Here is a 13,283-nt window from a genome sequence, read left to right as displayed (position 1 = left end):
TACAAACAAATAAAGCAATTAATACCAATCTGGAGTTGAAATACATGCTTCGGACGCAGATGGCACAGATAAACATGGAATTTATAATTCGCCCCATATTGAAGCAACGCTTATACGAACAAATCTCATTGAACATCGCATCATCTTCGTCTGAAAAAATTTGCTTGCTCATACAGATAATATCTTCCCAAGTATTGCCTCCATTATCAACCAGAAAAAAATATTCTGCAAAAAATTTGCATATTCAAATAAAATCCGTACCTTTGCACTCGCAAATGAGAAACATCGCGGAGTGGAGCAGTTGGTAGCTCGTTGGGCTCATAACCCAAAGGTCGTCTGTTCGAGTCAGGCCTCCGCAACTAAATATAGAAAGAAAGGTGACCCGCAAAGGCCACCTTTTTTGTTATATTCCTCCTTTCCTTTCGTGGGGCAGTGAGCCACTCAATCAATCTGCCTGCCACATAAAAAAATCCTCAGCAATACACTTGCCCATCCCCACTGCCTATTATAATAAGGTGGAATTATCCTTCTGCCGTAAAACCCTACCGCATTCCAATACCACGTTCCCCCAAAAAAAAACTTTTTTATGCGCGAACTATTGTTTTTCTAAAAATCCTCTTTATATTTGCAGTGCACTATTATACTAATACACTTAATCAGCAGAAGGAAAGGCAAAGATACAGGTTGATAAGGCCTGCACTTGTATCTTGGAGCCTGACATCTGACTTTAAACAAATTACGGTATGTTGCAAGTAAAAAACATTTCATTCAGCTATCACCGCAAGAAAAAAGAAGTCTTGCACGACTTCTCGCTTGCGCTGGAAAAAGGAAAGGTCTACGGGCTGTTGGGCAAGAACGGTACCGGTAAATCTACACTGCTCTACCTGATGGCAGGTCTGCTTACTCCGAAGAGTGGAGAGGTTACGTTTCACGACTTAAATGTCCGCCGGCGGTTACCTGCCACTTTACAGGACATGTTTCTGGTTCCGGAAGAATTCCAGCTTCCGGCTATCTCACTGGTAAGTTATATCGAACTGAACAGTTCGTTCTATCCGAAATTCAGCAAAGAAGACATGGTGAAGTATCTGCACTTCTTCGAAATGGATCTGGATACTGACCTGGGCAGCCTGTCAATGGGACAGAAGAAAAAAGTCTTTATGAGTTTCGCCCTTGCCACCAACACTTCGCTTCTGCTGATGGACGAGCCGACCAATGGTCTGGACATCCCCGGCAAAAGCCAGTTCCGCAAATTCATTGCATCGGGCATGTCGGACGAACGAACCATTGTGATTTCTACCCATCAGGTACGCGATATAGACAAGGTGCTGGATCACGTACTGATTATAGACAACAGCCGCATTCTGCTTGATGCATCGACAAGCGATATCTGCGACAAATTCATGTTTGTAGAAAGCGACGACCGCACGCTGGCCGCACAGGCTCTATACACGCTGCCATCCATACAGGGCAATTATCTGATGTTGCCTAATACAGACGGTGAAGAGACTGAGTTGAATCTGGAATTATTGTTTGGTGCAACCCTGTCCCTGCCGGAACAGATTGCCGAGATGTTTCACCCCACAAAATAGCAAAGAATATGATAAAAGATACTTTTTTCAGCATGCCTCGCTTTGCCAGTATCTGTCGCAAAGAGATGGTGGAAAGCTGGCGCCCCAACCTGCTCCGTTTCGTCATGATGTACGGCATCATGGCCATCATTCTGATATGGGGAGGTTATTTGCAATACTCAAGCGAACTGCCCGGAAGTCATTATTCCGAAGACATCATGTGGAACATGACAGTGACATTGTTTGTCATAGCCATACATATCATGGGAATGCTGAGCGCTTCTTTCGTCATGGAACGGATGAAAAGCAAAACCGGACGGATAAACATCCTGATGACACCCGCCACCATGTTCGAAAAGTTCCTCGCACGATGGCTGATATATACTTTTGCCTTTCTGGTATGCTTTCTGATAGCATTCAAACTGGCCGACTGGACACGCGTAGTGATTTACAACATCTTCTACCCGGACATCGAACCGATAGCTCCCGTACCTTGGGATTATTTTCTGAAATCGGGATTCTATCAGGCTAAATCAAGCATCAGCATTAACATAGCCGTTTATTTCTGCCTGCAATCTTTCTTTGTACTGGGCAGCGTCATCTGGCCCAAACGCTCGTTTGTCAATACTTGCGTAGCCCTTGTGTGTATCAGCATTGCATACATCACGGTAGGAGTTATTGTTGCAAAAGTCTTTGCAGAACAATTTAAAGTACATGTAATAAACGGGATATACAGCTCGGAGGATTCTTTCAGTTTTGTTGTCATTAGCTTATGTTCATTCATAGCCCTGTTCAACTGGACGCTCGCCTATTTCCGTTTCAAAGAATCAGAAATCATAAATCGCTGGTAACATGAATTTTAAAGAAAGCAAAGCCATCTATCTGCAAATTGCAGACCGTATCTGCGACGAAGTATTACTCGGAAAATACGGGGAAGACGAACGCATACCATCGGTCAGAGAATATGCAGCTGTGGTGGAAGTTAATGCCAATACCACTATGCGCTCGTACGACTACCTGCAATCGCAAGGAATCATCTACAACAAGCGTGGCATCGGCTACTTTGTTTCACCCGGCGCATCCAAACTGATACTTTCGCTACGACGCGAATATTTTCTGAAAGAAGAAGCCGACTATTTCTTCAAGCAAATGTACACCCTCGACATTAAGCCTGAAGAACTCTCGGCCATGTATCAAGAGTTTATAAAGAATAAAAATAAAGAAAACGAATTATGAAACGTACCACATATATTATAATAGGAATGCTGTTTGCCGGAGCAATACTGGTGATTGGCACCCTGGCATCTATTCTCAGCACAGGTACCACCTGGGAAGAATCCTGTTTAGACATCAAAGGAGAACAAACAAGCAGACAAATGCCCGAATGCAGAGTTGTACACCTGATGTGTAAAGTGGAAGCACAGGATCTCGAAGAAAGGCATGTCAGCTTTGAACAGACAACACTGAAAATCGGCCCAACCGATTCACTGACCGGCAACCTGACATACACTTCCGAATTAAACAATTACATGGAATGGAAGACAGCAGGCGACACCCTCCAAATTTATTTCTCGTTCCCGACAGACAAACTGGCTCCACAATACCAAAAACTGAAATGGCTGAGAGTACGTTGCGAAGCTATCCAAATGAATATTCCCCAAGGAGTAGAGGAAATCATCTCAGAAAGCTATAACATGCATACACAGTTCAGCGGCCTATCCCGCGACTCACTTGCGTTCAATATCAATAGCCAAGGAGCAACGCTCATTAATGATTGCCGGATAAAATCCCTTTCAGCCAAGGCTCCAGCCCTGTTTTTCCAGAGTGGACAAGTAGATAACTTATATCTCAATCTTGACTTTATCACAGAGTGGACAGTTGACACAGATTCATTCCATATCGACACCGAACACCTTAGCGGCTCATACGAACCTAACTGTTATTTGCAAAAAAATGAATGCCGCCAGGTGCTCTGGACTCCGCTGAGCGAAAAAGCCGAACTGAACATCAAGCTGAAAGAAAAAGCCAGAATCAACGTCATAGAGTAAAGCACTATCCACGCTTTACATCGTTCCGGTGGAGCACTTACAGTAGGATCAATCAAGAAACAAAAACGAAAGGCAACGCTGCCACTGAAACTTTCTCCTTCATCAGGTTACGGTTTCAAGGGCAGCGTTACTTTTATATACTTATTCAGCCTGTACAATATTCTATTTTCCGATCCTTAGCCAGTCTGACTCACAGCCTGGTTAATCTTCTCCAGCCAATTTTGCCTATTATCCTTCTAAAACTCCCCAGTTATCCCCAGTGAGTGCACCAGTTATTGCACTCACAGTGCAGTAGTCAGTGCACTCGCAGTGCAACAGTTGGTGCACTAACAGTGCAGTAACTGTTGCACCGGAACACAGCAGTCGGCGCATTTGGAAAGCACAATTCAAAAGAAAGACATGCGGTATATATTGTTTTCAGGCGCGGCTTTCCCGTGTCTTTCCGTGTCATCCGTGCCTGAGGGGAAAAAAAGAATTCTACGTGCATGCGGAGGGAAAAAAAAAGCCCCTCCGGAACTGTCCGAAGAGGCTTCTACTAAAACGGCGACTACCTACTCTCCCACTGTTACGCAGTACCATCGGCGTGACCGGGCTTAACTTCTCTGTTCGGAATGGGAAGAGGTGGAACCCCGATGCTATAGTCACCTTAATAAGGTCGACATGATGTCTGAAAGTAAAACTTTCAATTCTGAACGTATATAACGACTATGCTGTTACTATTCAAGACCTAAAAGTGAACGGGCAATTAGTAATGCTCGGCTTTGGTGTCGCCACCTTTACACCTGCATCCTATCAACGTCATCGTCTTTGACGACCCTAAGAAATCTAATCTTGTGGCTGGCTTCGTACTTAGATGCTTTCAGCACTTATCCAATCCCGACTTAGATACCCGGCAATGCACCTGGCGGCACAACCGGTAAACCAGAGGTCAGTCCAACACGGTCCTCTCGTACTAGTGTCAGAGCCACGCAAATTTCATACGCCCACGATAGATAGAGACCGAACTGTCTCACGACGTTCTGAACCCAGCTCGCGTGCCACTTTAATGGGCGAACAGCCCAACCCTTGGGACCTTCTCCAGCCCCAGGATGTGACGAGCCGACATCGAGGTGCCAAACCCCTCCGTCGATATGAGCTCTTGGGAGGGATCAGCCTGTTATCCCCGGAGTACCTTTTATCCTTTGAGCGATGTCCTTTCCATACAGAAACACCGGATCACTATGCTCTAGTTTCCTACCTGATCGACTTGTATGTCTCCCAGTCAAGCGCCCTTATGCCATTACACTCTGCGGACGGTTACCAATCGTCCTGAGGGCACCTTTAGAAGCCTCCGTTACGCTTTTGGAGGCGACCACCCCAGTCAAACTACCCACCAAACAGTGTCCTCCATCCAGGAGTTAGAACTCAAACAACCAAAGGGCCGTATTTCAACAGCGGCTCCACGATGACTGGCGTCACCGCTTCGATGCCTCCGGCCTATCCTACACATCAGTTGCCCAAATTCAATGTTAAGCTATAGTAAAGGTTCACGGGGTCTTTTCGTCCCATCGCGGGTAATCGGCATCTTCACCGATACTACAATTTCACTGAGCTCACGGTTGAGACAGCGTCCGGATCATTACACCATTCGTGCAGGTCGGAACTTACCCGACAAGGAATTTCGCTACCTTAGGACCGTTATAGTTACGGCCGCCGTTTACTGGGGCTTCAATTCAACGCTTCTCTTGCGATGACGTCTCCTCTTAACCTTCCAGCACCGGGCAGGTGTCAGGCTGTATACTTCATCTTTCAATTTTGCACAGCCCTGTGTTTTTGTTAAACAGTTGCCTGGACCTATTCTCTGCGCCTCAACTTGCATTGAGGACCCTTTATCCCGAAGTTACAGGGTCAGTTTGCCTAGTTCCTTAACCGTGATTCACTCAAGCGCCTTAGTATATTCAACCCGACTACGTGTGTCCGTTTGCGGTACGGGTACCATACAAGTTATGTTTAGCGGATTTTCTCGGCAGTATGTTTACCCACACTATTGACTTGTCCCGAAGGACGCGTCATACTTTCAGGTTCGATTCTTTCCGTGGATTTGCCTGCGGAAATCAACATCTACTCCCTTAAACCGGCTATTCCGTCAGCCGGCGGTGGTGTCACTCCTGCGTCCCCGCGTCACCCTGCATGGTAGTAACGGAATATTAACCGTTTCTGCCATCGGCGTCGCCGTTCGGCTGAGCCTTAGGACCCGACTTACCCTGATCCGATTAGCGTTGATCAGGAAACCTTAGTCTTTCGGCGGGCAGGTTTCTCGCCTGCCTTATCGTTACTTATACCTACATTTGCTTTTCCACACGCTCCAGAATACCTCACGGTACGCCTTCAACGCTGAGTGGAATGCTCCCCTACCGATGTATAAACATCCCAGAGCTTCGGTAGAATACTTATGCCCGATTATTATCCACGCCAAACTCCTCGACTAGTGAGCTGTTACGCACTCTTTAAATGAATGGCTGCTTCCAAGCCAACATCCTAGCTGTCTTAGCAATCTGACTTCGTTAGTTCAACTCAGTATTCATTTCGGGACCTTAGCTGCTGGTCCGGATTGTTCTCCTTTAGGACATGGACCTTAGCACCCATGCCCTCACTCCCGACATAGAACTGGCACGCATTCGGAGTTTGTCAAGACTTGATAGGCGGTGAAGCCCTCGCATCTTATCAGTCGCTCTACCTCATGCCAGTATAAGTCGAGGCTGCACCTAAATGCATTTCGGGGAGTACGAGCTATCTCCAAGTTTGATTAGCCTTTCACCCCCACCCTCAGTTCATCCAGAAGCTTTTCAACGCTTATTGGTGCGGTCCTCCAGCTGGTGTTACCCAGCCTTCAACCTGACCAAGGGTAGATCACTTGGTTTCGCGTCTGTTCCTTCCGACTATCCGCCCTGTTCAGACTCGCTTTCGCTTCGGCTGCAGGCCTCAAGGCCCTTAACCTTGCCGGAAATAACAACTCGTAGGTTCATTATGCAAAAGGCACGCCGTCACACCGAAAGGTGCTCCGACCGCTTGTAGGCGCACGGTTTCAGGAACTATTTCACTCTTCTGTTCGAAGTGCTTTTCACCTTTCCCTCACGGTACTGGTTCGCTATCGGTCTCTCGGGAGTATTTAGCCTTACCGGATGGTCCCGGCTGATTCACGCAGAATTCCTCGTGCTCCGCGCTACTCAGGATACCACTATGCTTCGTCTGACTTCATGTACGGGACTGTCACCGTCTGCGGTGCTACTTTCCAGAAGCTTCCATTCGTCAGATTTCTTGCAACGACGTGGTCCTACAACCCCTGTCATGCCGTAACATGGCAGGTTTGGGCTATTCCCCGTTCGCTCGCCACTACTTGGGGAATCATTATTTATTTTCTTTTCCTGCAGGTACTAAGATGTTTCAGTTCCCTGCGTTGGCCTCCACCATAAGGATGGATGGTATTCCTTCAGAATACCGGGTTGTCCCATTCGGAAATCCGCGGATCAAAGGTCATTTGCACCTACCCGCAGCTTATCGCAGCTTATCACGTCCTTCATCGCCTCCGAGAGCCAAGGCATCCGCCATGCGCCCTTGCTTACTTTTTTGTCTTATCGACACAGCAGTCGATATATACTTTCAGCTTTCAACTTTTACTTTCATTTTGTACATCATGTCATAGATCGTCGTGAATGAAGAATGAAGAATTATGAATGAAGAATCAAAATTCAGGCATCCCATCACATAAGTGGAGAATAACGGATTCGAACCGTTGACCCCCTGCTTGCAAAGCAGGTGCTCTAGCCAGCTGAGCTAATCCCCCAGATATTTTCAGGTAGTCCCAGGCAGAGTTGAACTGCCGACCTCTACATTATCAGTGTAGCGCTCTAACCAACTGAGCTATAGGACTGTCAGTCTAACCCTCGCCTTTCGGCTCGGCTTCTACTTTTCTCGCAATATCGTAAAAACAATCACGCAGGTACAAGAGAACGGTAAGAGAACCATCCGAACTTCATCTTTCGGACGTCACTCCAGAAAGGAGGTGTTCCAGCCGCACCTTCCGGTACGGCTACCTTGTTACGACTTAGCCCCAATCACCGGTTTTACCCTAGGGCGCTCCTTGCGGTTACGCACTTCAGGTACCCCCGGCTTTCATGGCTTGACGGGCGGTGTGTACAAGGCCCGGGAACGTATTCACCGCGCCGTGGCTGATGCGCGATTACTAGCGAATCCAGCTTCGTGGAGTCGGGTTGCAGACTCCAGTCCGAACTGAGAGGGGTTTTGGAGATTGGCATCCTGTCGCCAGGTAGCGGCCTGCTGTACCCCCCATTGTAACACGTGTGTAGCCCCGGACGTAAGGGCCGTGCTGATTTGACGTCATCCCCTCCTTCCTCACATCTTACGACGGCAGTCTATCCAGAGTCCCCAGCATGACCTGATGGTAACTGGATATAAGGGTTGCGCTCGTTATGGCACTTAAGCCGACACCTCACGGCACGAGCTGACGACAACCATGCAGCACCTCCACAGCGGCGATTGCTCGCTTATCCGTTTCCGGATAATTCCGCTGCAGTTCAAGCCCGGGTAAGGTTCCTCGCGTATCATCGAATTAAACCACATGTTCCTCCGCTTGTGCGGGCCCCCGTCAATTCCTTTGAGTTTCACCGTTGCCGGCGTACTCCCCAGGTGGGACACTTAACGCTTTCGCTAAGCCGCTGACCGTATATCGCCAACAGCGAGTGTCCATCGTTTACTGTGTGGACTACCAGGGTATCTAATCCTGTTTGATACCCACACTTTCGAGCATCAGCGTCAGTTACAGTCCAGCAAGCTGCCTTCGCAATCGGAGTTCTTCGTGATATCTAAGCATTTCACCGCTACACCACGAATTCCGCCTGCCTCTACTGTACTCAAGGCTTCCAGTATCAACTGCAATTTTACGGTTGAGCCGCAAACTTTCACAACTGACTTAAAAGCCCGCCTACGCTCCCTTTAAACCCAATAAATCCGGATAACGCTCGGATCCTCCGTATTACCGCGGCTGCTGGCACGGAGTTAGCCGATCCTTATTCATACGGTACATACAAACATCCACACGTGGATGACTTTATTCCCGTATAAAAGAAGTTTACAACCCATAGGGCAGTCTTCCTTCACGCTACTTGGCTGGTTCAGGCTCTCGCCCATTGACCAATATTCCTCACTGCTGCCTCCCGTAGGAGTTTGGACCGTGTCTCAGTTCCAATGTGGGGGACCTTCCTCTCAGAACCCCTATCCATCGTCGACTTGGTGGGCCGTTACCCCGCCAACTATCTAATGGAACGCATCCCCATCGCTGACCGGAATCCTTTAAAAGGATATCCATGCGGAAGTCCTTTGCTATCGGGTATTAATCTTTCTTTCGAAAGGCTATCCCCGAGTCAGCGGAAGGTTGGATACGTGTTACTCACCCGTGCGCCGGTCGCCATCAATTGAAGCAAGCTTCAATCATGCTGCCCCTCGACTTGCATGTGTTAGGCCTGTAGCTAGCGTTCATCCTGAGCCAGGATCAAACTCTTCATTGTAAGAATATCTTTTGCGACAGTTGCCTGTCGGCATTTGCTCTGTTCAGGACGACCGATTGATTTACCGAAGTTCTCAATTCTTCTCTTTCTTTATATATATATAAGGAAAGAGCATTGACGGTTCTTCTTTACCCGGAGAAATCAGATCTTGCAATCTTCATTTCTCCGCTCTTGTACTACGTATTGTTTATGTAATCTCTTCATAGATCGTTTCTTCTTGACGAAGGCTTTTCTTTCGGAAAGCGGATGCAAAGATAAGAACTTTATTTCATATCTTCCAAATTTTTTCGAAGTTTTTTTTCGTTTTTCTTTTTCAGGGGTTCTTTGTGAAGCGCTGCTTGACAAAGATTACCTTCAGGCTCACTTTCCTTACAGAATGTAAGCAGAAAAAGATCTAAAACTGCGAATCGTTTGTTCCGCGTATCTCAGAATGTCATTTCGCCGCTGCTCTCGTTCTCGAAAGCGGGTGCAAAAGTAGTGGGTTTTTAATTATGCTCCAAATATATCAAACACTTTTTTTCAACTTTTTGATGAAGTTTTTGCTAAATAGCTGATTTATAGATATGTTGTAGAACATGTTTTTAAAGGAGGAATCACGGGGAAAGGAAAAGGGAACACATTATATATTCACATGCGCGCGCGAAAGGGGAAAAAGAGAAGAAAAAGGAGATAGAAAGGGAAAAGGGGGAAAGAAAGGGACTAAATGGCCAAAAGGAAAGGACAAGGAGGAGAAAAGAGAAAGATTTGGAGGAAGAAAGAATACGAATTCAGAAAAGAAAGATGAAGGGGCTAAAAGTTATATTAAAGATTGCCCCTTCATCAAAAAAGTCTTCTTTATCTTAAAAGACAAAGCTACTACTTGCATGCAACACTCGCCACTTGTTCACAGATACTCTTCATACCAGCTACAGAAGGATGACCAGATTGTTTTTCCACATCATGCAAAAGGATGTTCTGCACATTGTAATGACGGCATATCTCGGCCATTGAAGATGTTACTTCAGCTGACAATTCCGAATTGGTAATATTATAAATGGTTGCCTCCGGATACAACTTGATCAGGGAATCGAGCAAAAAGCAAAAAGCCGGACGGAACTGATACAAATCTTCTTTACTCCAATCGGAATATTGATATTCTCCAATCGGGGCACCTGCCCAACTATCATTTGTCCCACCAAATATAAAAATCACATCGGGACGTCCCAGATTATACATACGGGTGATAAAAGCCCGATCAGAATAGTCGTTCTTATCATAACCGGTACAACAGACGGTAGCTCCCGAAAATGAATTATTACGCTCCAACTGATAGCCGTTTTCCTTTATCAGCCGATACCACCAGGTCTCTTCCACATGCCGTACATCGTTTTGAGCATTCTTACCTCCTACTTCAGCATCGTACCAGCAGATATTAACAGACGGAGAAACATAACCTCCGTACGTAGAATAAGAATCACCTAAAATAGAAACTTTCTTTTGTGCAAAAGCATTGGTATACAAGCATAAAGAAAGCAAAAGAACAGATAACAAACAAAAATTTCTTTTCATATTAAATCAAACTAAAATATATAACACTTAATCAAGGAAACTGCCCAGTTTAAGCCTGATTACTGAGGTTTCCGGCATACAAAAATAATAAATATAAAGTAAAACAGATGCAGAGCATTATGCCTTATAAGATTTTAAGAAAACAAATATAAAAATCCGTGGATTTTAATAACTTTGCAACCTAATCCTTAAATAATTAACCATATGAAAAAGTATCTTTTACCAATTGTAGCACTTGCTTTTGCCGCTTGTTCTTCGAATGAGCAACAAGCCTCCTACTCCGTGGTTCCCCTCCCGCAAGAGGTTAACCTTACACAAGACTCTCCGTTCAAGCTGACACGAAGCACAATAATAGCCTATCCGGAGAATAACCCGTTACTGAAACGCAATGCAGAATTTTTGGCTGAATACATTGCTCAATCGACCGGTTATACCCTCCAGACTAAAGCCATAAAGGAAGGAGAAAGTGCAACAGGATGTATCACTTTAGGCCTCAACAGCGAAATAACCAATCCCGAAGGATACAAGTTAAGTACTTCGGCAGAAGGCATCCGCATTGAAGGACAGACCGAAAACGGTGTATTCTACGGCATACAGACATTACGCAAATCTATCCCAGCCGTAGCTCAAGGAGCTACCCTCCTATTGCCCGCAGGCGAAATTAACGATGCCCCCCGTTTTGCTTATCGTGGTATGATGCTGGATGTAGGAAGACACTTCTTCCCCGTTGAATTTATCAAAGAGTATATTGACCTGCTGGCTCTGCATAACATGAATACTCTGCACTGGCACCTCACCGAAGACCAGGGCTGGCGAATCGAAATCAAGAAATATCCGAAACTGACCGAAATTGGCTCTACACGAAACCGTACCGTCATCGGACACAATACCGACCAATACGACAACACGACCTACGGTGGTTTCTACACCCAGGATGAAGCACGCGAAATCGTACGCTATGCACAAGAACGCTACATCACCGTTATCCCCGAAATAGACCTTCCCGGACACATGCTGGCAGCTCTGGCAGCCTACCCCGAATTAGGTTGCACCGGAGGCCCGTATGAAGTGTCTCCCCTTTGGGGCGTATTCGAAGACGTGCTTTGCATCGGCAACGAAAAGACTTTACCATTTCTGGAAGATGTAATGACAGAGATTATCGATATTTTCCCATCGAAATACATCCACATCGGAGGCGACGAAGCTCCACGCACCCGCTGGGAAAAGTGCCTCAAGTGTCAGGCCTTAATCCGTGCCAAAGGACTGAAAGCCGACAAAGAGCACAGTGCAGAAGATCGTTTACAAAGCTATTGCATGGCACACATCGAGAAGTTCCTGAATGAGAAAGGAAGACAAATCATCGGATGGGACGAAATTCTGGAAGGCGACATAGCCCCCAACGCCACCGTCATGTCGTGGAGAGGCAGTGCAGGAGGCATCAAAGCGGCCCAGATGGGACACGACGTCATCATGACACCGAACACCTATTGCTACTTCGATTACTTCCAAAGCGCCGACAAGGCCAACGAGCCTTACGATGCCATCGGAGGATATGTTCCGGTAGAAAAAGTATATAGCCTTGAGCCCACTGAGGGCCTCAACGACCAACAGAAGAAACACATTCTGGGAGCACAGGCCAACTTGTGGACCGAATACATACTGTCACCCGAACAGGTAGAGTACATGGTGCTTCCGCGCATGGCCGCCCTTGCCGAAGTACAGTGGACACAACCTGAGAAGAAAGATTACAATGACTTTGTAAAACGCCTACTCTCTCTTATCCAACTTTATCAAAGAGACGGACTGAACTATGCCAAACACATCTTCGACATCCGGGCCGAAATCTCACCTGCCCCAACCGGAAAAACATCGAAGAAATCAGCCCTGATCACCTTGAACACCGTTGACAATGCCCCTATTTACTATACCCTCGACGGCAGCCAACCCAACGAAACCTCTCAGCCATACGACACGGCAGGCATCAGCATCGATCAGACAACCCAACTGAAAGCCATCGCCATCCGTGCGGACGGAAACGATAGCAAAGTGCTGCAGCGCGATTTCTTCTTCAACAAGGCCACACTCTGCCCTATTCAGCTGACCGGCATACAGCCATCTCCGAAATATACGTATGCGGGAGCCTCCATGCTGGTTGACGGACAACGGGGCAGTGACAACTTTGCCTCGGGCGAATGGCTCGGTTTCATCGGCGGAGACATCACGGCTGTGATCGACTTAGGAACAAGCGGAGACGAAATCAGACGTGCCGGAACTCATGCCTTCGTATCTTTGGGCGACTGGATCATGGGATGCAGCGAGATGCACGTAGCCATCTCCGACGACGGACAGTCGTACCGCGAAATAGCCACCAAAACATTCCCCGTGAAGACTGCGCCCGATACAAGAGGCATCGAAGACTACAGCATCGACTTCGCCCCCGTACGGACGCGCTATGTACAACTCACCCTGAGACCTGCCGTATTGCCCAAGGGACACAACGGAGCAGGCAATCCCGCCTTCCTCTTCCTCGACGAGATAGAAATAGACTGATAGCG

General features: G+C 46.9%; 6 protein-coding genes, 3 tRNA genes and 3 rRNA genes. 6 read left to right on the top strand and 6 right to left on the bottom strand.

Annotated features, from left to right (window positions below; translation table 11 throughout):
* The first annotated feature begins 286 nt into the window (after positions 1–286).
* The 5 genes from BQ5591_RS05170 to BQ5591_RS05150 all read left to right on the top strand — a co-directional run bounded on the left by BQ5591_RS05170 (position 287) and on the right by BQ5591_RS05150 (position 3,616).
* Positions 287–359: transfer RNA gene (locus BQ5591_RS05170), tRNA-Met, on the top strand.
* Positions 360–743: 384 nt separating this feature from the next.
* A complete protein-coding gene (locus tag BQ5591_RS05165) occupies positions 744–1,589 on the top strand; it encodes an ABC transporter ATP-binding protein (protein ID WP_071148662.1) in 846 nt (281 codons plus the stop codon).
* Between the two features lie 8 nt (positions 1,590–1,597).
* On the top strand, positions 1,598–2,419 hold the full coding sequence (locus BQ5591_RS05160) for a hypothetical protein (protein ID WP_071148661.1): 822 nt from the start codon (positions 1,598–1,600) through the stop codon (positions 2,417–2,419).
* A gap of 1 nt (position 2,420) precedes the next feature.
* The gene (locus BQ5591_RS05155) at positions 2,421–2,804 is read left to right on the top strand and encodes a GntR family transcriptional regulator (protein WP_022162885.1); all 384 of its coding nucleotides are present in this window, start codon (positions 2,421–2,423) and stop codon (positions 2,802–2,804) included.
* Complete coding sequence (locus tag BQ5591_RS05150; RefSeq protein WP_071148660.1) at positions 2,801–3,616, top strand: hypothetical protein; 816 nt, start codon at positions 2,801–2,803, stop codon at positions 3,614–3,616. Before BQ5591_RS05155 ends, BQ5591_RS05150 begins: the two co-directional genes overlap by 4 nt.
* A gap of 538 nt (positions 3,617–4,154) precedes the next feature.
* On the opposite strand, the gene rrf is transcribed toward BQ5591_RS05150, so the two are convergent.
* From rrf to BQ5591_RS05120, 6 genes are all read right to left on the bottom strand, one after another.
* Positions 4,155–4,265: ribosomal RNA gene (gene rrf / locus BQ5591_RS05145) — 5S ribosomal RNA — on the bottom strand.
* 76 nt (positions 4,266–4,341) lie between these two features.
* A 23S ribosomal RNA gene (locus BQ5591_RS05140) occupies positions 4,342–7,224 on the bottom strand.
* A 141-nt stretch (positions 7,225–7,365) separates the two neighbouring features.
* Positions 7,366–7,439 (bottom strand) — tRNA-Ala (locus BQ5591_RS05135).
* A 13-nt stretch (positions 7,440–7,452) separates the two neighbouring features.
* Positions 7,453–7,526: transfer RNA gene (locus BQ5591_RS05130), tRNA-Ile, on the bottom strand.
* Between the two features lie 125 nt (positions 7,527–7,651).
* Positions 7,652–9,180: ribosomal RNA gene (locus BQ5591_RS05125) — 16S ribosomal RNA — on the bottom strand.
* The 16S, 23S and 5S rRNA genes sit together here with 2 tRNA genes alongside, the layout of an rRNA operon.
* Before the next feature lie 855 nt (positions 9,181–10,035).
* Positions 10,036–10,728, bottom strand: coding sequence for an SGNH/GDSL hydrolase family protein (locus BQ5591_RS05120; protein WP_071148659.1), 693 nt, complete (start codon positions 10,726–10,728; stop codon positions 10,036–10,038).
* A gap of 195 nt (positions 10,729–10,923) precedes the next feature.
* Between BQ5591_RS05120 and BQ5591_RS05115 the strand changes: the two genes are divergently transcribed.
* The gene (locus BQ5591_RS05115; protein WP_449374829.1) at positions 10,924–13,278 is read left to right on the top strand and encodes a beta-N-acetylhexosaminidase; all 2,355 of its coding nucleotides are present in this window, start codon (positions 10,924–10,926) and stop codon (positions 13,276–13,278) included.
* Positions 13,279–13,283 lie beyond the last annotated feature (5 nt).

This window comes from Bacteroides ndongoniae (genome assembly GCF_900108345.1).
In the GTDB taxonomy this organism is placed as follows: Bacteria; Bacteroidota; Bacteroidia; order Bacteroidales; family Bacteroidaceae; genus Bacteroides; species Bacteroides ndongoniae.
The sequence above is the reverse complement of the archived record's forward strand: the minus strand, read 5'-3'. Positions and strand labels throughout refer to the sequence as shown.

What these genes read in the sequence shown, in the direction of transcription:
- BQ5591_RS05165 (WP_071148662.1), top strand. Translation starts at nt 744, where the DNA reads ATGTTGCAAGTAAAAAACATTTCATTCAGCTATCACCGCAAGAAAAAA.
- BQ5591_RS05160 (WP_071148661.1), top strand. Translation starts at nt 1,598, where the DNA reads ATGATAAAAGATACTTTTTTCAGCATGCCTCGCTTTGCCAGTATCTGT.
- BQ5591_RS05155 (WP_022162885.1), top strand. Translation starts at nt 2,421, where the DNA reads ATGAATTTTAAAGAAAGCAAAGCCATCTATCTGCAAATTGCAGACCGT.
- BQ5591_RS05150 (WP_071148660.1), top strand. Translation starts at nt 2,801, where the DNA reads ATGAAACGTACCACATATATTATAATAGGAATGCTGTTTGCCGGAGCA.
- BQ5591_RS05120 (WP_071148659.1), bottom strand. Translation starts at nt 10,728, where the DNA reads ATGAAAAGAAATTTTTGTTTGTTATCTGTTCTTTTGCTTTCTTTATGC.